Source organism: Pontibacillus sp. ALD_SL1, assembly GCF_017355605.1.
In genome coordinates this window covers 412379-435887 of sequence record NZ_CP062974.1, presented here as the reverse complement: position 1 = coordinate 435887, position 23509 = coordinate 412379, and the positions used below count along the sequence as shown (strand labels likewise).

The 23509-nt window shown below is 42.2% G+C and carries 24 protein-coding genes and 1 riboswitch; of the genes, 11 read left to right on the top strand and 13 right to left on the bottom strand.

The features are described from left to right. Positions 1-9: 9 nt before the first annotated feature. The 3 genes from IMZ31_RS02255 to IMZ31_RS02245 form a co-directional block, all read right to left on the bottom strand. Complete coding sequence (locus IMZ31_RS02255) at positions 10-447, bottom strand: hypothetical protein (RefSeq protein ID WP_207529036.1); 438 nt, start codon at positions 445-447, stop codon at positions 10-12. A 439-nt stretch (positions 448-886) separates the two neighbouring features. Further along, entirely contained in the window at positions 887-1213 is a 327-nt protein-coding gene (locus IMZ31_RS02250; protein ID WP_207529035.1) for a thioredoxin family protein, read from the bottom strand. An 89-nt stretch (positions 1214-1302) separates the two neighbouring features. Continuing rightward, on the bottom strand, positions 1303-2775 hold the full coding sequence (locus IMZ31_RS02245) for a methyl-accepting chemotaxis protein (protein ID WP_207529034.1): 1473 nt from the start codon (positions 2773-2775) through the stop codon (positions 1303-1305). Positions 2776-2912: 137 nt separating this feature from the next. Here IMZ31_RS02245 and IMZ31_RS02240 point away from each other — a divergent pair, with 137 nt between their 5' ends. Next, entirely contained in the window at positions 2913-3482 is a 570-nt protein-coding gene (locus IMZ31_RS02240; protein ID WP_207529033.1) for a methyltransferase, read from the top strand. A gap of 100 nt (positions 3483-3582) precedes the next feature. Then, entirely contained in the window at positions 3583-3762 is a 180-nt protein-coding gene (locus tag IMZ31_RS02235; protein WP_207529032.1) for a hypothetical protein, read from the top strand. A gap of 141 nt (positions 3763-3903) precedes the next feature. Here IMZ31_RS02235 and msrA read toward each other — a convergent pair whose 3' ends face one another. Next, positions 3904-4374, bottom strand: a complete 471-nt coding sequence (msrA, locus tag IMZ31_RS02230) for a peptide-methionine (S)-S-oxide reductase MsrA (protein ID WP_207529031.1) — start codon at positions 4372-4374, stop codon at positions 3904-3906. Positions 4375-4498: 124 nt separating this feature from the next. Further along, positions 4499-4620: riboswitch (SAM riboswitch) on the bottom strand. A 290-nt stretch (positions 4621-4910) separates the two neighbouring features. On the opposite strand from msrA, the gene IMZ31_RS02225 reads away from it, so the two are divergent. Beyond that, the gene (locus tag IMZ31_RS02225) at positions 4911-5297 is read left to right on the top strand and encodes a Rid family detoxifying hydrolase (protein ID WP_207529030.1); all 387 of its coding nucleotides are present in this window, start codon (positions 4911-4913) and stop codon (positions 5295-5297) included. Positions 5298-5548: 251 nt separating this feature from the next. Here the strand turns inward: IMZ31_RS02225 and IMZ31_RS02220 are convergent, their stop codons facing one another. Beyond that, positions 5549-6601, bottom strand: a complete 1053-nt coding sequence (locus IMZ31_RS02220) for a C45 family autoproteolytic acyltransferase/hydrolase (RefSeq protein ID WP_207529029.1) — start codon at positions 6599-6601, stop codon at positions 5549-5551. A 35-nt stretch (positions 6602-6636) separates the two neighbouring features. Then, positions 6637-6867, bottom strand: a complete 231-nt coding sequence (locus IMZ31_RS02215) for an excisionase family DNA-binding protein (RefSeq protein WP_207529028.1) — start codon at positions 6865-6867, stop codon at positions 6637-6639. Between the two features lie 255 nt (positions 6868-7122). Between IMZ31_RS02215 and IMZ31_RS02210 the strand changes: the two genes are divergently transcribed. From IMZ31_RS02210 to IMZ31_RS02190, 5 genes are all read left to right on the top strand, one after another. Then, the gene (locus tag IMZ31_RS02210; protein ID WP_207529027.1) at positions 7123-8391 is read left to right on the top strand and encodes an ATP-grasp domain-containing protein; all 1269 of its coding nucleotides are present in this window, start codon (positions 7123-7125) and stop codon (positions 8389-8391) included. 27 nt (positions 8392-8418) lie between these two features. Continuing rightward, a complete protein-coding gene (locus IMZ31_RS02205; protein ID WP_207529026.1) occupies positions 8419-10380 on the top strand; it encodes a hypothetical protein in 1962 nt (653 codons plus the stop codon). Positions 10381-10932: 552 nt separating this feature from the next. Then, the gene (locus IMZ31_RS02200) at positions 10933-11739 is read left to right on the top strand and encodes a glutamine ABC transporter substrate-binding protein (RefSeq protein WP_207529025.1); all 807 of its coding nucleotides are present in this window, start codon (positions 10933-10935) and stop codon (positions 11737-11739) included. Between the two features lie 109 nt (positions 11740-11848). Next, the gene (locus tag IMZ31_RS02195) at positions 11849-12514 is read left to right on the top strand and encodes an amino acid ABC transporter permease (RefSeq protein WP_036784105.1); all 666 of its coding nucleotides are present in this window, start codon (positions 11849-11851) and stop codon (positions 12512-12514) included. After that, entirely contained in the window at positions 12515-13237 is a 723-nt protein-coding gene (locus IMZ31_RS02190; RefSeq protein WP_207529024.1) for an amino acid ABC transporter ATP-binding protein, read from the top strand. 56 nt (positions 13238-13293) lie between these two features. On the opposite strand, the gene IMZ31_RS02185 is transcribed toward IMZ31_RS02190, so the two are convergent. Further along, positions 13294-14607, bottom strand: a complete 1314-nt coding sequence (locus tag IMZ31_RS02185) for a phenylacetate--CoA ligase family protein (protein WP_207529023.1) — start codon at positions 14605-14607, stop codon at positions 13294-13296. Between the two features lie 242 nt (positions 14608-14849). Here IMZ31_RS02185 and IMZ31_RS02180 point away from each other — a divergent pair, with 242 nt between their 5' ends. Together IMZ31_RS02180 and IMZ31_RS02175 are read left to right on the top strand one after the other, a co-directional pair. Further along, positions 14850-15650, top strand: a complete 801-nt coding sequence (locus IMZ31_RS02180; RefSeq protein ID WP_207529022.1) for an alpha/beta hydrolase — start codon at positions 14850-14852, stop codon at positions 15648-15650. 426 nt (positions 15651-16076) lie between these two features. After that, a complete protein-coding gene (locus IMZ31_RS02175; RefSeq protein WP_207529021.1) occupies positions 16077-16514 on the top strand; it encodes a CHRD domain-containing protein in 438 nt (145 codons plus the stop codon). A gap of 58 nt (positions 16515-16572) precedes the next feature. On the opposite strand, the gene IMZ31_RS02170 is transcribed toward IMZ31_RS02175, so the two are convergent. The 5 genes from IMZ31_RS02170 to IMZ31_RS02150 form a co-directional block, all read right to left on the bottom strand. After that, positions 16573-17628: a PLL family lectin gene (locus IMZ31_RS02170; RefSeq protein ID WP_207529020.1), complete on the bottom strand. Its 1056-nt coding sequence runs from the start codon at positions 17626-17628 to the stop codon at positions 16573-16575. 82 nt (positions 17629-17710) lie between these two features. Continuing rightward, entirely contained in the window at positions 17711-18202 is a 492-nt protein-coding gene (locus tag IMZ31_RS02165) for a hypothetical protein (RefSeq protein WP_207529019.1), read from the bottom strand. A gap of 112 nt (positions 18203-18314) precedes the next feature. Beyond that, on the bottom strand, positions 18315-19013 hold the full coding sequence (locus tag IMZ31_RS02160; protein WP_207529018.1) for a Na-translocating system protein MpsC family protein: 699 nt from the start codon (positions 19011-19013) through the stop codon (positions 18315-18317). A 287-nt stretch (positions 19014-19300) separates the two neighbouring features. Continuing rightward, positions 19301-20143, bottom strand: a complete 843-nt coding sequence (locus tag IMZ31_RS02155; protein ID WP_207529017.1) for a formate/nitrite transporter family protein — start codon at positions 20141-20143, stop codon at positions 19301-19303. A gap of 209 nt (positions 20144-20352) precedes the next feature. Further along, positions 20353-20820, bottom strand: coding sequence for a divergent PAP2 family protein (locus IMZ31_RS02150; protein ID WP_207529016.1), 468 nt, complete (start codon positions 20818-20820; stop codon positions 20353-20355). 231 nt (positions 20821-21051) lie between these two features. Between IMZ31_RS02150 and IMZ31_RS02145 the strand changes: the two genes are divergently transcribed. Beyond that, positions 21052-21234 (top strand): hypothetical protein, encoded by a 183-nt coding sequence (locus IMZ31_RS02145; RefSeq protein ID WP_188655489.1) that lies wholly within the window; start codon positions 21052-21054, stop codon positions 21232-21234. A gap of 28 nt (positions 21235-21262) precedes the next feature. Here the strand turns inward: IMZ31_RS02145 and IMZ31_RS02140 are convergent, their stop codons facing one another. Continuing rightward, positions 21263-23455: an ATP-dependent helicase gene (locus IMZ31_RS02140; protein ID WP_207529015.1), complete on the bottom strand. Its 2193-nt coding sequence runs from the start codon at positions 23453-23455 to the stop codon at positions 21263-21265. Between the last annotated feature and the right edge of the window lie 54 nt (positions 23456-23509).

Genomic DNA, 23509 nt, shown 5'->3' with positions numbered 1-23509 from the left:
AATGTAAACCTATTTCAAACGACCGTAACCACTCACGAACTGCTTCGCTTCCTCAAGACTAGCCGTCTCGAAAACCAACGCTTCCCACGGTAAATCAGATTGAGTTACCGTATGAATCTTATGTTCGAAAAACAAGAAGTACGGCTCTTGTTCCTTGTTATAGCTAGTGTTTGCGAGAAGCCCGTCCCACGTATCCTCATATTGGTCCCCATAAAGGTCAACTCTACAAAGTATATGACCAGGCTCAAACCACGAATACTGTTCAGAAAGCTCTTTCAATGGTTGAAACGATTGCTCAAATTGCTCTTCATCTTCTATTTCCATAACGATATAATTGCTAATGATGGACATTTGTCCTACTTCCTCAACCTCTTCTCTCTTACGATCCGTACGAATAATCATATACGCTAAGAAAAGGGCTACAACCGCAAAAAGCACGTAAATCATGCTGGATCAATCCTCTCTTCATTATCTTCGTGACACCTTCTAGTATTTCCTCTTTACTCCAAGAGTTTACATCGTTTTCACAGAGCATCTGCTTTATTAGTATTCTATCATGTATATGTAATGAAAAAGTAAGGATAACAGAAAGCTCATTACTCAGTAATTGACTCTTCACTGGTTGAGGATTACGGCTCAAATACTGCGAGCTCGGCTTAAGTTAGTGATACATGACTCAAGTCAGTTTGCGCAGGTTCAAGCTATAAAAATAACAGCTTAAATCTGACTTTTATAGCGCAAGATCAGGAGACATGGCTCCACTTACGTAATGGTGGCTTAAGTTGAGCAAAAAGCGGCTCTAGTGCGAGAGCACAAAAGCGGATATCTAATCTACCATCTATAAAAAACTCGTCCATTCTCATAAGGAATGAACGAGGCTCTTCAATTACTCATTAATAAGACGATTTAACTTTGCAAGTTGCTCTTCGAATTCATCCACAGGTACGAAACGAGCTTTACGAAATTGCTCTTTCCCATCCGCAAAAACCATTATTACAGGTACAGTAAAGATAGAAAATTCCCCTGCTATTTCAGGGATTTCATCTGCATCCGCGTGCACAGCTTGAACGGCAGGGTACTGCTCTAATACTTCATCAATTTGAGGTAAAAGGGCATGGCACACTGAGCATCCTGGCCTTGAAATATATAAGAGGTTTAATCCATCTTGTTCAATTGTTGAACGAATCTCTTCCATTGTTTGAGCGTGTTGCATAGGTACACCACCTAACATATAATCGATTACTCGTAGTGTACCACAGGAGAAGGAATGATACTCCATATATGCTCATAGGGGTATATACCTTAAAGGGATATAAGCTGCCTTGCGCTTGTAGAGGTTTCATCTATATAAGCTCCAATTTTCTCACTATCTTCATTAAGGCTCTCAATCGTCGCGCTCATCTCTTCCATACTTGCAGAAGCTTGTTCAATAATAGCAGCTAGTTCGCTCGTAGCTGCTTCTACTTGACGAGATCGATTTTCGACATCTCCGCTTATGGCGTTACACTCATCTGTACGTTCCTCGACATGACGTAATGATGACTGGATACGTTCAAACGAAGAAACAACTTCGTTCATGGTTTCTACACTTTCATCGAGCTTTTCACTACCTGTTTTCATCTGATTTAACGCTTTTGCATTGCTATCATTTAATTCTCCAAGATTTGTGGTAATCTTCTTAGCTGACTGACCCGTTACCTCTGCCAACTTACGAATTTCATCAGCTACCACTGAAAAGCCTTTCCCTGCTTCTCCGGCTCTTGCTGCTTCAATCGAAGCATTAAGAGCAAGAAGGTTCGTCTGTTCTGTAATTTGCTGAATATCTTCAGTAAATTGATTCGTTTCTTTAATTTTGCCTGTTAAGATATTAAATGTATCATTGAGCATGCGAATCACTTTTCGTAGCTCATTCATTTCAGATTCAAGATGGTAAATACGTTGTTGGCCTCCATTAATCTCTTTAGACGCTTGATTCGTTTCTGACTGAAGAACGGTTAGCGACTCTTTCATTTGAGAAATGGTTGTCATCGTACTTTGAGCGTGTTCCGAAATATCTGTAATTTGCTCACTTTGACTTTGGGCACCAGCTGACACCTCTTGAACGGCTGTTTTCATTTCCCCTTGTGCGTGAACGTTTATCTGAACCTGATCGTTAACACGGGTAATGTTCTCCGCAATGAGTGTAGCCTCTTTTTCAAGCTTTTCCTTCTGCTTGGCTTGAATCTCTCGCTCCTGTTCAGTGGTGTAAAGAATCGTCTCAAGTTTCTTAAACGTTTGTTCCGCCAAATAAACCATTACACCTAACATGACTCCCATTAACAAATAGATAAACGTTATAGCAGGGAAAATCGTGTTCATCAATTCTACTTGATCTGGGTCAGGCCAAGTATGACTGGCAATTAAAGTAGCAAGCCCAAGGACATACCCTATCGCAAAGTTCCTACGGTCTAAATGGATGGCCGAGAATACAGCTAGGAATAAAAGAATTAAATCCCCAGTTAGGGTTCCGCCTTCTAAATAGACTATCCAGCCATATCCACCGAATGGCATAAGCACAGCGATGTAAGCAAACACTTTTGGTTTTTGTAACAGCCTTTGTAATACATAGAGCAATATCCAGAACATGATTAACTCTATTCCATAGATCGACGCTCGAAAAACAGCCTCCTGTTGTAAAGCGAGGGTTAGCCCTGACAACATAGTAATACTATATGTAGCAGTCATTAACACGTTTTTCTTTTTCACATCTTGCAAACGCATGTCCTTAACATTCATAATCAGCTACCTCCAGAAGTCATCTTTTTTCTTTTTATCGACTTCTCAGAGTTTACATTCAAGTGAAAATGGCATATTTTGTAGAATTCAAAGAATTATATCTCACAATTATCAATCGGAAAGGAAATTCTTTTTTTATGATTACAAATGCAATGACAGTCATACTTCTTGCAACCATCACATTTATTCTTGTCTCTATTGTATTACGTTCATTTACAAATGGAATCACGCCAACACCTACAAGTCTTAAGGTTAAGCAAGAAGTAATAAGGGTTGCAGAAGCTTACAATCCTTCTACAATCGCCGACTTTGGCGCTGGTTGGGGAACAATGGCCATTGCTTTCTCTAAGGAATTTCCTACCGCAACGGTGTACGCCTATGAAACCTCCTTAATCCCATTCCTCTATATGAAAGGGATGATTCGCTTAAGAGGTTACCGCAATATAGTTGTTATTAGAAAAGATTTCTTTACCGCTTCACCCGAACAATTTGACCTCATTTATTGTTACTTATTCACTAGAGCCATGAGAGAGCTTTCCATCACACTGTCTACTTATAGAGGGGTTGTCATTTCCAATACCTTTTCCTTACCAGGGGTCACCCCCTATTCTTCGGTTCAAGTCAGTTCTTGGAATATCACGACACCTATTTATATATACCGAGAACAAAAAGGAAACCTAAACATAGATAAGATCGTATATGAGTAAACGGTAAGGAAATCTTTTAGGAGGTAGATCATATGAGTTTATTAAATAGTTGTATCTTTTTTCTATCTAAGAAACAAGATAAAGGACAAAGGGTAAGCCTATGAAGACTATTCTCCTCTTTATAGTGGGATTTATATTTGCGATTATTGGTTATTTTAATGATATTGCCACATGGTTTACGCTGTTTTGTTATGTAGTTGCAGCTACATGCTTTATTGTTTTAGCTTTAATTCAGATAAAACTAGAAAGAGAAAAAGGCGATACGAACCGTTATGAATAACGGTTCGTATCGCCTTTAGAATGAATCATTATGTAACCTGCCACCTCAAACGGATGGTTAAGTTCCCGCAGTCGTATCGATTACGAGGTGGCATTGAAATTAAAATATCATATGTTCTGAAGAAACACAAGTCAGGCTGCCTTAGCCAATTCCGCAAGAAACGGAGCCATTCTTCTGAAGATACTTCTGATGATACTCTTCAGCGTCGTAAAACTCTGTAACTTCATTAACTTCCGTAACAATCTCGCTCTTGAATATACCTTTGTTGTTCCATTCAGTAATCTTGGCAGAAGCAATCGCTTGTTGTTCTTCTGTAGCGAAGATAACAGATCGATACTGAGAACCTACGTCTTCGCCCTGACGATTACGCTGTGTAGGGTTGTGGCATTCAAAGAAGTGATCTACAAGTTCGCTATAGGAAATCAGGCTTGGATCATATTCAACTTTCGTTGCTTCCGCATGACCGGTTCCCCCTGCTTTCACCTGTTGGTATGAAGGGTTTGTAACAGTGCCTCCCATAAATCCGACGCGTGTCGCTTTCACGCCTTCAATTCGTTCAAAATAAGCCTCTACTCCCCAAAAACATCCTGCTGCAAATACTGCTGTTGCCATTCTAATCTCTCCCTTTCTTAAAACGACACTTCTTTCTTCGAGAGTACGATCGCGGCCTCTTACATATAGAAGAGCCCTCTCTTTTTATCCAAGAAAGGGCTCGTAAGTGTATATCCGTACGATCCTCTCATCTTCCAAGAACATATTGTTCCTGCAGGAATTGGCACCGTTCTTGTCGATTGTATTCATCGACTCGATGGTTGCCGGGCATCAAAGGGCCAGTCCCTCCGCCTCTCTGGATAAGAAGTTTATCGCTATTTAAAATTTTAAGTTAACCCAAATCATACATGATCCCATTAGCGAAGTAAAGTGGTAAGCGCCTAAAAATTTCGATCGTTAAAATTTTCTGATAATATATGGTATGATAGGCGTACTTGCCACGCAAGCTTTCATCAACTTTTGTATCCTCATTATATAAAAAGTTCATCGCATTTATGCGTGTCCATTAGACTTTTTTTATGAATAATGAGGCCTTCATTTATAGGGGTGGACTCCCTCACATACCGTCCCATTAAATAATAAAGGAGTTTTTCAAAATGGTTAAAGCAATTTCAACAAACAACGCACCAGAAGCAATCGGCCCTTATTCTCAAGCAATTGACCTTGGTCAAATTGTATTCGTATCCGGACAAATCCCACTAAACCCAAGCACGATGGAAATTGTTTCAGATGATGTGAGCGAGCAAACGACACAGGTGATGAAGAACGTTGGAGCGATTTTAGAAGAAGCGGGCCTTAACTATGCGCATATCGCTAAGGCGAATATTTATCTTGCTTCTATGGAAGACTTCCAAACAGTTAATGAAATCTATGCCAGCTTCCTTCAAGAACCTTACCCAGCACGAGCAGCCATTGAAGTAAGTCGTCTGCCGAAAGATGTTAAAGTCGAAGTAGAAGTAGTCGCCCACCGCTCAGACGCGTAAGCATTCCAAGGTAACTATAGGCAGAGAAGGTCCGTTACGGTAAAAGAGCTTGGGCTGGCTGGAGGACAACTCGCTTTCCTGCGGCAGTAGGAGCCTAGGGGAGACCCCGGAATGAGCGTAGCGATTGAGGAGGCTCCCCAGCTCGCCGCGGAAAGCGAGTAATTTCCCGAACCACCTTACACTCTACTAAAGCGAACGGAAACAACCTACAGCAACAAAGAAGGGCCACCTTTTTAGGTGGCCCTTCTTTGTTAGCGTGCGTTTTCGTCCATGTGGACAAATGGTAGGTCTGTGTCGACTTCGCCATAGATGCGGGAGATGTCCAGGTCATTTCCTTGCAACCAGTGAGCAAAGTCAAATTCTACTGGCTCTCTGTTGCCTCCAAGGGCCATCCAGGCTGTAAGGCTCTTTGGGAAATAGGCGGTGGTGTGAATCGTTCCTGCCCAGTTCCGATATTGCTTCGAGAATACACCTCGGTCAGAATCGTTCATCAATCGAAAAGCTTCATATCCGCTTGTGAGTTGATCCTTTTCATGATTAATGACATCCATTCGACGCTCAGAGTCTTTTAAGTAGTTCCGGTTCTCATGTTTCATAATCTCGAAATGGTTCGTGCATACGTTCGATTGGCGCACCTCGACACCTCTTGGAGATGTTTCTACAACATAGGTCTCGCCTTTGCCATCATAAACGATATAACTGAAGGAATGACGATGAGGAATGTCTTTAAGCATCGCCACCGCTTCGTCCACATTTGCACACGATTCAAGAATTAAGCGACCAATCATGCAACAAATAAATCCATTACCCGGCTTCTTGCGGTGCATAAAGTTATACCCTATTGCCAAACCTTTCTCATTAATGCCATCCATTCTGCCTGTTACACGCTGAGAAGGTCCAGCCATCGCGTAGCCCCCATCTGTTGGCTGATAGAAAACATAACGACCTTCGTACGTTTTGGGCTGGTAGTCGTAGTTACGAATCATGTAGCCATCGCCTGTTAAGATGGAACAGCCCGATTTTACATACTCGACGCGATATCCACCAAACTCCATCATCACCCGCTCCATCGACCAGCCGAGAGCATCTCTAAGTCCTAATAATTCATCCCAAATACCAGGGGCAAACCGCTTAATAGCATTCTTAACTTCCTCCTCCTCAACCGTAAACCGCGGTTTTCGAATCTTCCACTGCTTCTCTCTGTTTCGGACGGTTAATGAATCCTTTAAGAGTTCACCTTGTTTATAGCCAAAGTCATAATGCGTCCCTCGATATTGCAGCACTTCACTATAGATTTCTTTCAATGCAAAGCTCCCTTTCTAGATGGGCCTCTCCCACATTAATCCTCATCCTTAATGTCTGGATCTTCTGGGATTGGTTCATTTAAGTAGTCTTGTATATATTGGCGATACTTCTCCACTTGTTCAAAATGAGTTGTAAACTGATTTTGATTAATCAAATAGCGTTCACCATCAAATATAGAACGAATTCTCCCCACTCTTACAAGCTTTTCAATATATTCTGCAGGTAATTCTAAGTACTCTGCTGTTTCCTGTATTGATAAATACATGCGTTCACCTTCTACACTTCAGTGTTGTACGTTCAAATTACCAAATCTAGCATGAAAACACAATTGTTCGTTAAATCTTCATAAAATCCTTGTAGAATCGACACTAGTTTTGTCGAATCGACTATAAAGCGCTTACTCTTTCTACGAGTTATGATACGTTTAAACTAACACTGCACTCCATCCAAATTTAAACTGGCAATCATCATGCTTCTCCACAGACGTTTCATCACTTATTGATTAAAAGGAGCGATTTATATGGAACTTGATCAATTAGAAAGAGAATCATCTACACAAGAAACAGATTTAAAGGAACAAACAAAACCTTATTTAACTGCTTTAATCGGTTGGAGTTTACCTGCCATTGAAGCAGCAGCTCGGCTAAACCGACCATTTGTTGTAGTTGGACCTCCAGATTTTGAATCTTATGCGGAAAAACATGATATAGCCTTTGTTGGGTGGGACTTTCACAAGCTAAATGAGGGTTCTGACTTATTGTATAAGAAGTTAAAAGCACTAGGTGCTGAGCTAGCCGTTCCTCTTTACGAAGAGTGTGTAGAATGGGCAGGCGCACTAAATGCTCGTTTTAGAGAAGAACCACGTATCTTCAACAGATCCCTGTTACTACGTGACAAAGGAATGATGAAGCGAAAAGCTCAAATAGCTGGTATTAAAGTTGGTGTATTTGAAGAAGCGCGCTCAATCGAAGATGTAAAATGGTTCCTAAAACGAGTGAATGAAGCCCTACTTAAGATTGACGGGGATGTATTAGATCCAATTCACGTTAAGCCTCTTGATAAAGCAGGATCTGTCGGCCACCTAGCCATCAATACAGAAGAGGATGTTGAAAAGCTTCAGGATCAAGACTTCCCATTACTTATGGAAAGTCACTTAGACGGTCAAGAGTTTTCTTGTGAAGCTTTTGTTCATAAAGGCAAAGTCCGCTTCTTAAACATTACGGAATATATTCGCTTAGGCTATTCCAATTTCGTTCCCGCCTCTCCTTCTTTAGAGGCAAAGCGTCCTCTCATTGAAAAAGCTGTTCAACAGCTCGTGGATGCGTTCGAAATTGAGTATGGCGTCATTCATCCAGAATACTTTATAACGCCTGATGGAACACTTCACTTCGGGGAAGTTGCTGCACGGGTTCCTGGTGGACATATCTTTGACTTGATTGAAAAAGCTTATGGATTTAGTGCGTACGAAGCGCAAATTCTATGCAGCGATCCAAATACAACTGATGAAGAACTAGAACTCTTCTTCCCTAATCCAACTGATTTTGACGGTTATGCAGGATGTTTGATGGTTCATCCTCAAACAGATTACGTAGAAGAGTTAAACATTCCAGAAGAGCTTGAGGAACATCCGTTTTTTGAAAAGCACGATCTTTTTACTCCTCCTCAAGGGAAAGTAGCAGAGCGAATCGGCTTTGGCAATCACTATGGAACGATTTTCTTCCACGGAGATGACAGCGAAGAAATGCGTCGATTACTACAGTTGTACGAAGAATATAATTTCTACCGTTAAGTTTCTAAATGTAAAGGGAGAGTAGATATGGCTCAACGTACTGAAGATCTAGTCGAACGTTTTACACATGCTTTACAAGCATTAGAAAAAGCTGCACCTTTCGCAAAATCAAGATACCAAACGGACGTGTATCAAGAAGCCAACCGCCTCCTTCGAACAGAAGATGGACTTGAACAACTGTTTCACTTTGCTCACCAGTTCGAAGAAATAGGTGTCTTCCAAGATGGTCCTTGGGAAAAGGCTGAAAATTTACAGCCGCCTCTTGTTTCAGGCTCCTTAAAGGCTAAAGGAGTACCGATGATTATCGAAATCTTAAGCGAATTACGGATGCTTGCGATCGCTAAAGATGCCTATACTCATCCAAAAATATCGGCTGAAATGGCAGAGGAGTTTTTGAACGAAGTATTAGCTTTAAATTTAAACCTCCTCTTCCCTGATGCTAGTGAAAGTGCTCGCATTGAAAAACACGAAAACGATGATTTAACAAGCGAAGTGTTTCAATTTATCGCAAGCTACTTATCTACCAATGCTTTAACCAAAACCCTCGTCTCTGAGATTACGAGAATTACGGCTCAGCGCCCTATTATGATCAGGCGTGTCGTTTCTATGATTCGAATGGGGAAAGAAATGCTAAAGTCAGAATTGGAATATGATGAGAGAGAATCGCTTCTTACTTATATAGAAGCCATTGAAGGCCCTTCCCCTCTCAGCAAGCAGTACAGAGACTTAAGCATATACAGAAATCGACTGCGAGAGTTATCCCAACAAGAGTTACGTTCTGAGTGCGTTGCTATGGCCACATCGATGCGGAAAACCGGCTTAACTTGTCCGCACCATGCGACTCTTTTAAGGGTACTCTCAAAGAAGGTTCCTACTCTTATACCATATGCACTTCAACTGAACGGAAAAGGAAAGGCAAACCTCGAAGAACATCAGGACATGGTTACACAATTAATTAAGGTCGCGGTCTTTCCCGCAACCTGCCAGTCCATTTATGGCTTAGCTCTGATGCTCGAACGAGGCGTTCTATCTTCTTCTCCGGTTATGCCTGGCTTAAGAAGATTAATAGAATTGGATATTCTCCCTGATGTCCGAACAGCTCTGTTGAAAACGGTTCGAAACGGAGAGGGAATGACAGCAAACAGCATCCTAGTTGCTGGTGTTATCAGCGTTCTAGGCCAGCCACTAGGAGTGGGCCAGGGATTCAACCCAACATGCCAAGCGGCTCGAGGCATTAGTCTATGGGCACAGCATGCACCTGGTGTGCTACTTGAGCTAATCCCACGCGCAGCACGTGATGGAGATATCGATTTCACATTTGAAGGTCTCCCAATTCATTCGAAAGATTTAAAAGGAGGGCTAGCACCTGAGTTGCACACAGAACTTGATCCAGTATCACTCGTTCTCGTCCCTCACCTTGACCGGATCTATAGTGAAATGATGACGAAAGTCGCCCTTCGTGGAGAAGACGGCCACCGCTGGGTAAATCCGGCTTTCTATGGGGATTGGGTGTCTAAAGGCTTCAGTACCGTAATCGATCCACTTACAGGGTTTATCAACGACTTCTCTGGCTTCGTCCGCCTGTTTTATGCCACCCACCACCCTGATTATAACGATGACTATGAACTAATCTATCCAAACCCAGTTGGGATTTTCATTACCAATGTAAGAGGTAAATTGCTCGGGTTCCATGCGGTCTCCATCATTAGAATCGCCAGAGATTCAAGTGATCAGTACCGGGTTTATTTCTACAATCCAAATAACGACAGCTCCCAGAACTGGGGACAAAACATTGAACCAAGTGTCATGGGCAACGGCGAACAAGAAGGCGAATGCTCCCTACCCTTTCACGAATTCACATCACGCCTATACGCCTTCCACTACAACCCATACGAACAAGGCGACGCCTACGCAGTAGAACCCCACCTCATCAACCAAGTCAAACAACTAGCGAAAGAGAGTTGGGGTGAGGACTATACGTGGGTATAAAGAAAAGCGCAGGCGGGGTGCTCAGGGCCGTACGGATAAGCAAGCTGCCGGAAGTGACGCTAGTCACTGCAGGTAGATTGCTTATCGCGCTAGCCTCTAGCCCCCGGAGCTGGATCTAGAACGAAAAGCGCAGGCGACTGGTCAGCAGAAAAGGAAGTTCGGTTAAGACCGGCACGTCAATAGCCAACACCGAACTGACCTGCATCCTGCAGGCCCGCATAGCTAATAGAAAAAGCAGCCTCTATCAGAGAGCTGCTTTTTCTATTATTCTTCTAAGTATTTAATAGTGAATTTCTATGAAAGTTCTACAACATCCCTCAAAAAGAAGCCGATACAACTCTCTCAAAGCCAACATAAACTTACAAATCATGAATAATTACGAGCAATCACGACCAAATACAAGCTATTGTAAGTAAAGCGGCAATATATACAGTACAGCTTTAATTTTCATACTTTTCTGTTAATTACTAGCCCTTACCGATATTTAAATTTTCTGACTATTATGAGATACTATTACACAGATTCATAAAATTGGAAGGGGATGTCCATTAGGTGAAACGTTTATTTGCACTTTTTATCACAATTCTATCAATTGCTGTACTAGCAGCATGTGGTTCCTCATCGGACTCTAGTGGGGATGCAACAAATGGAGATAGTGGAGACAGCGGTGACTCTGGAGAGAAAGAGACATACACGGTTGCCACAGATGCAAACTTTAAGCCTTTTGAATATAAAGATCCGGATACTGGAGAAATGAAAGGCTTTGATATTGATTTAATGAAAGCTATTGCTGATGAAGCTGGTTTTAACGTTGAATTTAAATCCATGCAGTTTGACGGACTTATTACTGGAATGCAGTCCGGGCGCTATCCACTTGCCATTGCTGGGATCTCTATTACAGAAGAACGTAAGGAAAGTATTGATTTCTCAGACCCTTACTATGATTCTGGCTTAATTTTAATGGTTAATAGCGATAACGATGAGATTAAATCGATTGATGATGTCGATGGAAAAGAAGTCGGCGTTAAGACAGGAACAACAAGTGAGGCATACTTAAAAGAAAACACAGATGCTAAGATAAAAGCTTTCCCTCAGATTATCAACGCTTATATGGACGTTCGAAACGGTCGCGTTGATGCATCTTTATATGATAAGCCGAACGTCGAATTCTACATTAAAGAAAGTGGCGAGGGTGAGTTGAAGACGGTTGGTGAAACCCTTCAAGGTGAGTCTTACGGTATTGCAATGGAGAAAGGCTCAGACCTTGTAGAACCTGTTAACGAAGCGCTTGCTACACTGAAGGAAAACGGAACTTACGACGAAATTTATGAAGAATATTTCGGGAAAAAACCAGAGTAATAGAAGTCACTTAGGTTCATAACACCTTAGAAGGCACAACAGAAAGCGCGACAAGTTATGAACTTGTTGCGCTTTTCTATTTCGTACTTAATTAAGGAGCGATTAATCAATGTTTGATGCTATTATGGATTCTCATTACATTCGAAGTTTTCAAGCGATCTTCCCTGAAGGACTCATACTCACCATAGGGATTACATTAGCTGGTTTATTTTTTGGCTTTATCATTGGAGCCATCGTAGGCCTAGGGCGTTTATCAAAGAAAAAGATCATCAACTTACCGTCTCTTTGGTTTGTAGAGATTGTTCGTGGTACTCCGATGCTTGCACAAATTCTTTTTATCTATTCAGGACTCACAGAAGATATTATCGGTTTTAATATCGGAGCACTTCCAACCGCTATAATTGCAATCGCTATAAATGCCGGCGCTTATATTGCTGAAATCGTCCGTGGTACGGTACACTCTATTGATAAAGGACAACGTGAAGCAGGACGTGCACTTGGGTTAAGTGAGCGGGAGACAATGCGCCTTATCGTATGGCCACAGGCTTTCAAACGAATGATTCCTCCTCTTGGAAACCAATTTGTTATCAGTTTGAAAGATACCTCTTTATTTTCCGTTATCGCCATTGGTGAGCTTTTATATCTCGGAAAACAGTATTACAACATAACGTATTCTCCATTTCAGACGCTAATTGTTGTCTGTTTCTTATACTTATGTATCACAATCCCTGCCTCATTTTTCTTAAGAAGATTAGAAAGGAAGCTGGACGTATAAATGATTACCGTAAAAGATCTACACAAATCGTTTGGTAAAACAGAAGTCTTAAAAGGAATTGACGCTAAAGTTGAGGAAAAAGAAGTAGTCTGTGTAATCGGTCCCTCAGGTTCAGGCAAGAGTACGTTCCTAAGGTGCCTCAACCTTTTAGAAGAGGTCACCTCTGGTGAGATTATCATTGATGGAGATGTCTTAACAGACCCGAAAGTGGATATTAATGCTGTACGTTCCCAGGTTGGAATGGTGTTTCAGCACTTCAATCTATTCCCCCACAAAACGGTCTTAGAGAACATCTCATTAGCTCCTATTAAAGTAAAGGGATTATCTAAAAGTGAAGCGGATAAAGAAGGGCAAGCTCTTCTTGATAAAGTCGGGCTTGGTGACAAAGCAAATGTCTACCCTGAGAGTTTATCAGGCGGACAGAAACAGCGTGTCGCCATTGCACGTTCTCTTGCCATGAACCCTAAAGTCATGCTCTTTGATGAGCCAACCTCTGCTCTTGATCCAGAGCTAGTCGGGGACGTTCTTCAAGTTATGAAAGACCTTGCCGTTGAAGGTATGACTATGGTCGTTGTTACCCACGAAATGGGCTTCGCTCGCGAAGTAGGTGACCGTGTACTCTTTATGGACGAAGGGATTATTATGGAAGAAGGATCTCCTTCACAAATTTTTGATGACCCTCAAAACCCTAGAACCCAATCCTTCTTAAGTAAAATTTTATAAAATCTAAAAAGCCTAAATCGTAAGAAACGATTTAGGCTTTTTAGTAGACTCTACTACTAACTCATCATCTGCTCTACAACCCGAACCGCTTTCCCCTCAGAACGAGGAATGGAATTCGGTTTGTTCACACGTACATCGACAGAGACAAGACAGTTATTTTTCATGATTGTCCTGATTTGTTTTGATAAGGTCACGCATTTCTCATGATTCAGATTCTCTCCGATACTCCCATAGAACGCTTCATCAACTTCGACCTGTAACTCCACTTGTTGCATACTTCCTTTACGCATTAAATGAAGCTGATAATGAGGAACAATTCCTTTTACCTGTAATAGAAAATGTTCAATCTCAGAAGGAAATACGTTTACTCCCCTTATAATAAGCATGTCATCGATTCGACCTTTGACTCTCGACATGCGCGTTGTCGTACGCCCACAAGCACAAGGTTCACGTGTAATCGAAGCGATGTCACCTGTACGGTAACGGATAACAGGAAAGGCCTCTTTCGTTAAGCTGGTAAAAACAAGCTCTCCGTCTTCACCATCAGGCACTGGCTGCATCGTTTCAGGATCAATGACCTCAATAAGGAAATGGTCCTCAGCAACATGAAGGCCTTCTTGGGCTTCATGACATTCCATAGCCACACCAGGCCCCAACACTTCACTTAGACCGTAAATATCACACGCTTTAATATCAAATTTCTCCTCAAGAGTTCGTCTCATCTCTTCAGACCATGGCTCTGCTCCAAAGATACCATACTTTACGGAAGTAGCACGTGGATCTTTACCCATAAGCTCCATGCGCTCTGCAATATTCAACATATACGAAGGAGTACCACAGATTACCGTGGGTTTGAAATCCTCAATCAGTGTAATCTGACGTTCGGTATTCCCCCCTGAGACAGGAACGGTGGCCATCCCTAACTCTTCACTTCCAAAGTGCAGACCAAGCCCACCCGTAAATAAACCATAGCCATAAGCATTGTGCAGAATTTCCCCCTTCTTCCCACCTGCTAAAGAGATCGCACGAGCAACAAGATCGGACCACATCTGTACATCCTTTTTTGTATATCCGACAACAGTCGGCTTTCCGCTTGTCCCAGAAGAAGCATGCAGACGCACAAGTTCACTACGATCTACGGCGAATAACCCAAATGGATAATGTGCACGAAGGTCCTTTTTCTGCAAAAAAGGAAGCTTTTGAACATCCTTAACTGTTTGAATATCACTAGGCTTCAGACCTAGTGCATCAAATTGTTCCCTGTAAAAAGGAACATTCTCGTAAACACGTTGAACAGTAGTCTTAAGACCATCTAGCTGCACTTGTTCCATATCACTTTTTGAAGCGCTTTCATTTTTGTGCAAAATCATGTATCTTCCCCCATTTTCGCTTAGAATCATTCCTAAAACCAGGCAGACAGAACCAAAACGTATTGCACTAATATATCGGATTTGTATTTATCGTTATATCATCTACTTACTAACTTATCTTGAAAGAAAAGGAAAGTCAACAATTAATCAGAAAATTAAGTCTTTTAAACTGCACGGAACTTTCATTTCCATCAGTCATCTGTGAGATAATGCCTTATATAAAAGAATGAAGAGGTGTTACGATGAAGAAAATATTTTACGGAGACCACACAGACCAATTTGGGGAACTAAGACTCCCAGAAGGAGACGGACCTCACCCAGTTGCAGTTGTCATCCACGGTGGTTTCTGGAGAGAGCCATTCAATTTAAATCTCATGGACAAGGTTGCAGAAGATTTAACCACCCAAGGCTTTGCTACTTGGAATATTGAGTACCGACGTGTCGGGCAGGATGATGGTGCTTGGCCAAACACTCTTTTAGATGCGGGACAAGCCTTTGATTACGTACTTAAACTTGCTCATGAATATAACTTAGATACGAGTAAGACCATTACTATTGGCCATTCAGCTGGCGGACATCTAGCCATGTGGCTCGCAGGTCGTCATAAGATCTCTCCCATAAGTGATCTTTATGTAGAGAACCCTCATTCGGTGGCAGGAGTCGTAAGCCTCGCAGGTGTGGTTGATCTTGAGACAATGTACAATGTTCACCATTTCAGAGACACTTCTATGGGAGCAGAACCAAACAACCCTGTTGCCGATTTATTAAAGGGCAGCCCTAAAGAAGTATCTGAACGACTAAAAGCCGCCTCACCGCTTGAACTGCTTCCTTTTAACGTTCCGCACGTCCTTATTCACGGGGCACTAGATATACATGTCCCTATTGGAATCAGCTCACGATATCAGCGCATCGCTGAAGAACTGGCTGAATTTGTGAAGTTTGTAGAACTTACAGAAGCCGAACACTTTATGCTGATCGACACAAAAACAGAAGCATGGGCCGCCGTTCGTGAGGAAGTGGATCTACTTTTACAGAGTATATAAACTCAAAAAGATCTTACTATTAAGAAGAGACGAAGTTAGTAGACTTTTTTTATGAAAGGAGTCGTTACATATGTTGAGTAGTTAAGGTGTATAGGGGACGATTCACTTTCCACTGGCGAGATGTCGAGATTTCTTTATTTTAGGTTGGGCATAAGGCGGGCCTATCACTACATAAACGCAGGGCTTGCTCGGGGACTGCGAGACTCCCACGGGGAAAGGAGCCTAGGGGAGAATCCGCAAGAGAGCGAAAGCGAACGAGGAGGCTTCCCAGAGCTCCCCCGCAGGAAAGCGAGTTGTCCCCGAGCAAGCCCTAAACCCCATATGGTAACGGCCCCTTCACACTAACTCTCAGATCCACTTAAATATACAAACACCATTCAGAGCCCAGTGAATAAGATAAGAGCGTTCACTACAGGAGGCGATGATATGGATAAATTTTTTAAAGCACGCTTAAAAGGAAGAAACGAAGTTCCACCAGTTGAATCTGAAGCATCTGGGTTTGCGAAATTCGTCGCAAATAAGTATGACACTAAAATTAAATTCGTTTTAAAAGTAGAAGATATCGAGAACTTTGTTCAAGCACATATCCATTTGGGCGATCGTGATCAGAATGGGCCTGTTGTAGCTTTTTTGTTCGGGGCAGATCTTGATACGCTGCCAAACCAAAACGGCATCTCCACTCATAAAGGTGTAGTAACAGGCATTCTAAGGGATGAAGACATTGTGAAGAACGACGTCGGGATTCACTCCATTTCTGAACTTCTCGATTGTATGAAGAAAGAATTAACGTATGTGAATGTCCATACTGAACAAAACCTAGCAGGTGAAATCAGAGGCCAGATCATTCCTATACATGAAGGCTAATCATCCATAATTACAACAACGAAAAGCCTGCACCTCCTATAGGAGATGCAGGCTTTTTCTACGAATACCACTTATGCCACATATTATCGTTTCTTCCTCTTACAAAACAGTCCACTCGCTTCCTTGCCCATGAGACTGCCGCCGGGCTTGAGCGGACACCACCTTGTGGAGAACCAAGGTCTTTCCAATTACTCCACTTCGTCCCTTTCCATGTTTTCTTCCATAAACTATTGTTATCACCTCGAACGAAGCAGTCGATTCTGTCCGAAGACCACGATGAAGCTGCCGGTGCATTTTCAAATCCACCACGCGGAGCACCAAGGTTCTCCCAATTGCTCCATCTAGAACCATCCCACCATTTATGCCATAGCTGATCAGTACGACCGCGCACGAAACAATCAATTCGATTAGGTCCCCATGACACAGCGCCAGGACCATCACGTAGCCCACCTTTAGGCGATCCTAAGTTCTCCCACTCGTTCCACCTGAAACCATCCCACCACTTATGCCACATGTTGTTGTCTTCACCTTGAACAAAACAATCTAATCGGTTTGCTTGCCATGATGCCACAGCTGGAGCACCTTTCATGCCTCCAGGAGGCGTGCCAAGGTCTTCCCACTCGTTCCAACGAGAGCCGTCCCACCACTTGTGCCACATTCGTTCGTTGCGTCCACGAACAAAACAGTCAATACGGTTTTGCCCCCATGACACAGCAGCCGGATAGCTTCTTAGACCTCCTCGTGGTGCACCAAGATTCTCCCACTCTCTCCACCGGGAACCATCCCACCATTTATGCCACATAGCGTTATCGTCCCCACGTACGAAACAATCCAGCCTATTGGCCTGCCAGGAGGCCACTGCCGGTGCTCCTTTCATTCCCCTTGGAGGAGAGCCAAGGTCTTCCCATGACTTCCAACTGGCACGATAGGCTGGATCAAATCCATCTTGTACTATGAGTTGATCGGCATATGAAAGTGGAACTTGGGCCGGATCATAGTAAACAGGTTGCTGCTCGGCTCCATAGCCTCCCTGTCCAGCATATCGGGCATCATGGTAATAAGGAGTTTGAAAAGGATAATAAGGATACATATGATATCCATTCTGATTCCACATTGATGTCCCTCCTATCTAAGCTGATCTATACATGATATGCCCAAGAAGGAAGGATTAGAGGTCGTCCACTTGAAAAAATGCCTTACTCTCCTTCTTTTTCGAAATCCGGAAATTTATTATGACGAATAAGGTCATAGATCACCCTTCCGTTGCTCGGTTGACCATCAGGGTAATACACAGGAAGAAAATCGAATAAGACAAAGTAAAACGCATAGAAGATAAACTGAGTCCAGAACGACTCCATAGGAATTCCATCTATGGCAAGTAGCGCATTGACTCCAATTGCTACCACTACGTTACTTAATATGGGCGCAGAATAAATGACGATATGAGCCCATTTCTTATCAAATTTTAAAGAATCATAGCTACACCAGCTATACATAAAATAATAGCGTCGCACTTCAAAAACTCCTAAATTAAATAGCTTCGGACCGCACCCTACCGTTACCTTAGAACTGCTGGCCCCCAATAAATAACTCGCAATTAAATAGCCCCCTTCCCTAATAATGGATACAACGGGCAATATAATAAATGCTGATAGAATAAGTTTAATTACACCTGCAAATCCAAACATGTTTTCTTACTCCTTTTCTTTCATTTCGCTTTTATCCACAAAAAAAGCCGAAAAGACGTCACATGACGTCTTTTCGGCTTATGTCTAGCTCTATAGTCTAGCCCATTTCCACCTACATCGGTTTATTCTTTTGAATAATTAATACTATAAAACTCTGATCCAACTGAAAATCCCAGTCTACAAAAAGATCGGTAATTGAAACACCTAATATAGATTCATAGAGTCGACGGTCGAGCATGTCTTTCTCTAACCTCCGCTTACTTAAGCGAAGCGGCTGCTCATACCCTGAGCGAATCAGTTCTTTCTCAATATCAACTAGGATTCCTTTACGCTGAATAACGAGTGTTCGATCATTCAAATAAAGTGAATTCGTTTTTTCCGGCTCTTTCTCAACCTGTCGGCTTACACGGTTAATCTCTTCATGCAGCTTATCTTTGGCCGGATATTCATAAAAGTGTTCATCCTTGTTTGCTTGATCTTCTGACAGGACGCCGAGAATAATACCCGTACGGTTTTCTAACGACCAGTCATAGTATAAGTTATCAACTTGAAGGTCCGCCACAACCGTTAACGTGGCCTTCAGTTCATGTAAAACTTCTTTCATTAAAAGGTCCCGTGTCTCTTCCACCTTCCGATCGTGACCTTGGCTACGAAGGACACGCTCTGTCGGGGTGAGGAAATCACGAAGATAAAATGTAATAAACGGATGCTTAATCGACACATAGACAGAAGCTGGTCCTTTGCCATAGTGCTCTCGTAAAAGCTTTCCTGTATAACTCGCTAATTCAGCTTGAACGGACTTCTCTTCCATATCTCTCAACCCTTTTCTTTCGCAGTTTCTACTATCGTCTGATAGATACTTTACCTCTTAAGAAAACAAGCTAAACAAATCGTAGAAGAAGCGTTCAAAAAAGCCAAAGAAGGCTAACCTTCTATGGCTTAGGTAGACAGTAATTGTGGTTTCTTATTGTAGGAGAAAAGTTTATTCATCTCTCCCGTGGCTATTATAACGCTTCTACCATTATTTTTAAATAATAATGTTAAATGTTTCCGTTGCTTCTGGTTAGAGGTAGATGGTCCGAAATCAAAAAGTTATGTTTATACTTGAGAGGTCTTAGAGGATTGACCTTTCAATGGTTTTAGTCCTTTCACAGACACAGGTACGTGTTGTTTTTTCTGGTTTAAGTATACGTAGACAGCTCCTACAAAGAAGCCTCCGCCGATAATATTGCCAAGTGTAACAGGAACGATGTTATGCATGAAACCTCCAAGACTCACTAAAGCTGTGTGAGGAGAGGATAATGCTAGTGAAAACAGAGCGACGTTTGCAATACTATGTTCATAACCTGAAATGAAGAATGTGAACACAAGAAGCATCATTAGCATAATCTTCGAGATATCCTCCTTCACTTGCATAGGAACCCAAACAGCCAAACATACGAGCCAGTTGGCTAAAATGGCACGGAAAAATAGTTGGGAGGTTGGTACGTTCATCTTCTTCTCAGCTGCAGCGATTAGAAAAGATTCTTCAGGAATAATGGTTTGAAGAAGACCTGTAAAATAGATCATCCCCGCCAAAAATAAGATCCCTATAACATTCCCTGCATAGCAATAACTCCATACTTTTATCGTATCCCACCAAGTCGTCTCTTTCTTTAAAGAGGATACAGTCAAGTACATCGTGTTTGACGTAAAGAGTTCTGAACCGCCATAGATAATTAAACAAAAAGCAACTCCAAAAAACAACGCATTCAAGAGATAGGTTGATGCTACATGTTGTTCGTAAAAAGGCTGAGCAAGTGTAAAAGATAAAATAACAGCAAATCCAATATAAACCCCTGCTAACGCAGCTCGGATTAAGTAATGACCTGGGCTCTCCTCCACCATTTTCTTCTTCCCGATAGCCTTTTGCACTACCTGGTGTATTGTGTGCTCCTCCATAAAAATCACCCCCACCCGTTATGTGAATCACTTCACATTTAATCTTATGCCTGTCTTTTAAGAATGGCAACCTTTATCACTAATTTGTAATATATAGAAAATAGTAACGTTTTCGTTTCAACTTTAAGTTGACAATATAATGGAATAAGGTTCTTGCCATTAAAAGAAACCTCCCTTTACAAAGAGAGGTTTTTAAGACTACATATTCCTTAGTTATTCTCGAGCTTCGCTGAAGCAAAGCCTAGGGCACAACCAAAAATCGCTCCACCTAATACTTCCACAGGTTGGTGACCAAGTAGTTCTTTCAATTCTTTCTCTCGCTCTACAAATTCAAAGCTTGGGAAATCCCCAGCTAAAGAGGCAAAGCTGTCCTCTAACTCATTTACAAGTCGTGCGATCTCACCAGTATGTCGTCTTATTCCTTGAGCATCATACATAACAATCGCTCCAAAAACCGTGGCTAGCGCCGTTTCTGTATGACGCGCTCCCTTATGAGAAGCTAAGTACGTAGCTAAGGCACAAACCCCAGCCGAGTGAGAACTTGGCATTCCTCCTGTCGTCGCTACCTGCTTCCAGTCCCAATTACCTGAAAGTTTCTTATGGGTTAAAATTTTTAGCCCTTGAGCGATCCCTATTGATGATAAAGCTGTTAGAATTCCTCGATTCATTTTCTTCATCTGTTCACCCTCCGTAACATCATCTTCATTCCAGTCATGAACTTCTAGTAACTCCATACCCCGAAATGGGTCAATTTAAGCAGGTGATGTGTGTAAAAGCTATGTGTTTCAAACTGTAGATGAAGACCATCGAGAAACTTTTGACTCAATTGTGTGAATGTTGAACAGTGCATCCACGGTATAAATGTTCTCCCAAGAAACATACTAAACTAGACAAAAGGAGGGATTCACATGGCAAAGAAAACAAAGAAAAACGATGCAGAGCAAAAGCACAAAAAAGGATTTGATCCGAAGAAGATGGACGTTGAATTTGGACAAGAAGTTACGGGCGAATTCGGAAGTGCCGCAGCGAACAAAGCGCACAAAGAATCAGCTAAACGCGCACGCAAATCGAAGAATCCTGAACAAAACTAAAAAAAGGACTTCCTCATTACAGGAAGTCCTACTCTTTCTTACGCAATATTCCATTATCAATACAAATCTCCGCATTAAATTCTTTATAACCTACTTCTTTAAATTGAATGGAAATGGCATCGCCGCCGTACTCTTTAATAACACCAACGCCAAATTTTTGATGCTCCACTTCTTTCCCTACCTCAATCTCATCCCATCCGAGCAAACTCTTATCAGATAAATCGGGAGCGGGGCGTGTACGTCGTGTTACAGCTCTCTTCTCATCAGGGAACTTGGCAATTCTGCGTACATTGGTCAAAAACTGCGACTCAGATACACGCTCGTCCCCTTTATACCCATAAGTCAACAGCTCCAAGTGAGTACGTGCACGCGTCATACCAACGTAGAAAAGACGAACCGCTTCTTCCATCGGGCCATATTCTTTCTTCCGATAGCTGTCCATATCTTCCTTCGAAGGTACAACGCCATTGATTAAATCAATCATATAAACCTTGTCATACTCAAGTCCTTTAGCACTGTGGAAGGTAGTCAGGGTAAGGGAACACGACTCTTTATTATATTTAGACGTTTGGACCAATTGTTCAAGCTCCTTCAGCCGGTCTGCAAAACCTTTTAAAGACCCGAGTCCTTCTGCAATCTCTTCTAGTGTATTTAAAATCGTGAACAAATGCTCGCCGTTAAAGCCGAATTTCTCTACCATCTTCTGAATGGCTTTGTCGTAACCAAGCCGATCGCGAATGACACGGATGGCTCTCGCGGGTTCCATCTTGTTCATCTCAGCGAACAGCTTCTTTGCCTGCGTCACGTTTTTCTTCTGATAAGAAGGGAGCTCAGTTTCAAGAAGAAGATCAAAGACTGATTCCTGAGCGTTGTGACTTCTGAGAAACGCTATCTGCCTCTTTGTGATATACGCATTAAACTTCGTATGAATTCTCTCTAGTATATCCACGCGTCGATCATTGTAAGTGAATCTCATAAAGTTGAGGATGTCCTCAACAATCCAGTGTTTGAAGAACTTCGCATCAATATCTTTCATATAGAAGTCGATCCCTGCTTTACTAAGCTTATCCGCAAGGGGTACTGCAGAAGCGTTATTTCGGTACAATACCGCGACTTCTTCGTCTGGACCGCTTTGTTTCACTTGCTCCGTCACGTACTTTAGCTGATCCTCATAGCTTCGCATTGCTTTAATGGCAATCGGATTGGCTGAGGGATTTTCGGTGAACATTTCCTTATGAAATCGGTTCTGATTCCGCTTAATAAACTGGTTCGAAACTTCAACAATCTCAGTAGAAGAGCGGTAATTCTGCGACATTGTGAGCACAGTCGCATCCGGGTACGTCTTCTCAAACTGAAGAAGCTTCGTCACATCAGAGCCGCGCCACATAAAGATTGACTGGTCATCATCGGCCACAACACATAAGTTATTTTGAGGCTTCGCAAGCAGCTCGACAATCTCATGCTGAACAACTGAATTATCCTGGCTCTCATCTGTTAGAATATATTCAAACTGTTGCTGATACCTGCTCAGGATCTGCGGATCATCCAACAAGCTTTGATGACAATACGTCAACATATCGTCAAAATCGAGCAGTAAAGAACTTGTGTACTCTTTCTTAAAACGTTCATAAGCCTGATAGATCGACGCTGCATTCTTGACATTCGCCTTTACTTTATAAAGCTCTTTCCCACTAAGCATCCGGTTTTTCACGAAACTGATATACGTCATCAGCTCGTCCATCTCATCATCAGAGATTTGGGTCCCGTTCTCATCTTCAAAGAGCTTCTTTAAGATAAACTTCTTGTGAAGAGGCACATGGTCCCCGTGGAATCCTTTCCTCCACTCGTCCTCATTAATCTGTCCTTCGATGAGCTGAAAGTCTTGTCCTTCTTTCCTTAAAGCCTCCCGAACGACCTTAAAGGCAAAGCTGTGAATGGTTGAGAAATGAACCTTATCATCTGTTAAGCTAGAGAAGAATTCATCAAAGCGTTCTGACATATCCTGAGCCGACTGCTTACTAAACGTGATCGCCATAATACGCTCTGGACTAACCTTCTTCTCTAACAACAAGTACCCAATCTTCATATTAAGAGTTGTCGTCTTCCCAGATCCAGGTGAAGCTAGCAACAGAAGCGGCCCATCCGTATGCATCACAGCTTGTTGCTGCACCTCATTTAAAGCAACCCCTGTTGCCTCCTTCATTCTCGTAAAGAAATCCATTAAAGCCTCTCCCTTTCCTTATCTATACACAGAACAAAAATAGATGGAAGAAGG

What these genes read in the sequence shown, in the direction of transcription:
- IMZ31_RS02255 (WP_207529036.1), bottom strand. Translation starts at nt 447, where the DNA reads ATGATTTACGTGCTTTTTGCGGTTGTAGCCCTTTTCTTAGCGTATATG.
- IMZ31_RS02235 (WP_207529032.1), top strand. Translation starts at nt 3,583, where the DNA reads ATGAAGACTATTCTCCTCTTTATAGTGGGATTTATATTTGCGATTATT.
- IMZ31_RS02190 (WP_207529024.1), top strand. Translation starts at nt 12,515, where the DNA reads ATGATTACCGTAAAAGATCTACACAAATCGTTTGGTAAAACAGAAGTC.
- IMZ31_RS02250 (WP_207529035.1), bottom strand. Translation starts at nt 1,213, where the DNA reads ATGCAACACGCTCAAACAATGGAAGAGATTCGTTCAACAATTGAACAA.
- IMZ31_RS02185 (WP_207529023.1), bottom strand. Translation starts at nt 14,607, where the DNA reads ATGATTTTGCACAAAAATGAAAGCGCTTCAAAAAGTGATATGGAACAA.
- msrA (WP_207529031.1), bottom strand. Translation starts at nt 4,374, where the DNA reads ATGGCAACAGCAGTATTTGCAGCAGGATGTTTTTGGGGAGTAGAGGCT.
- IMZ31_RS02175 (WP_207529021.1), top strand. Translation starts at nt 16,077, where the DNA reads ATGGATAAATTTTTTAAAGCACGCTTAAAAGGAAGAAACGAAGTTCCA.
- IMZ31_RS02240 (WP_207529033.1), top strand. Translation starts at nt 2,913, where the DNA reads ATGATTACAAATGCAATGACAGTCATACTTCTTGCAACCATCACATTT.
- IMZ31_RS02145 (WP_188655489.1), top strand. Translation starts at nt 21,052, where the DNA reads ATGGCAAAGAAAACAAAGAAAAACGATGCAGAGCAAAAGCACAAAAAA.
- IMZ31_RS02245 (WP_207529034.1), bottom strand. Translation starts at nt 2,775, where the DNA reads ATGAATGTTAAGGACATGCGTTTGCAAGATGTGAAAAAGAAAAACGTG.
- IMZ31_RS02180 (WP_207529022.1), top strand. Translation starts at nt 14,850, where the DNA reads ATGAAGAAAATATTTTACGGAGACCACACAGACCAATTTGGGGAACTA.
- IMZ31_RS02170 (WP_207529020.1), bottom strand. Translation starts at nt 17,628, where the DNA reads ATGTGGAATCAGAATGGATATCATATGTATCCTTATTATCCTTTTCAA.
- IMZ31_RS02210 (WP_207529027.1), top strand. Translation starts at nt 7,123, where the DNA reads ATGGAACTTGATCAATTAGAAAGAGAATCATCTACACAAGAAACAGAT.
- IMZ31_RS02160 (WP_207529018.1), bottom strand. Translation starts at nt 19,013, where the DNA reads ATGGAAGAGAAGTCCGTTCAAGCTGAATTAGCGAGTTATACAGGAAAG.
- IMZ31_RS02165 (WP_207529019.1), bottom strand. Translation starts at nt 18,202, where the DNA reads ATGTTTGGATTTGCAGGTGTAATTAAACTTATTCTATCAGCATTTATT.
- IMZ31_RS02215 (WP_207529028.1), bottom strand. Translation starts at nt 6,867, where the DNA reads ATGTATTTATCAATACAGGAAACAGCAGAGTACTTAGAATTACCTGCA.
- IMZ31_RS02225 (WP_207529030.1), top strand. Translation starts at nt 4,911, where the DNA reads ATGGTTAAAGCAATTTCAACAAACAACGCACCAGAAGCAATCGGCCCT.
- IMZ31_RS02205 (WP_207529026.1), top strand. Translation starts at nt 8,419, where the DNA reads ATGGCTCAACGTACTGAAGATCTAGTCGAACGTTTTACACATGCTTTA.
- IMZ31_RS02195 (WP_036784105.1), top strand. Translation starts at nt 11,849, where the DNA reads ATGTTTGATGCTATTATGGATTCTCATTACATTCGAAGTTTTCAAGCG.
- IMZ31_RS02150 (WP_207529016.1), bottom strand. Translation starts at nt 20,820, where the DNA reads ATGAAGAAAATGAATCGAGGAATTCTAACAGCTTTATCATCAATAGGG.
- IMZ31_RS02155 (WP_207529017.1), bottom strand. Translation starts at nt 20,143, where the DNA reads ATGGAGGAGCACACAATACACCAGGTAGTGCAAAAGGCTATCGGGAAG.
- IMZ31_RS02140 (WP_207529015.1), bottom strand. Translation starts at nt 23,455, where the DNA reads ATGGATTTCTTTACGAGAATGAAGGAGGCAACAGGGGTTGCTTTAAAT.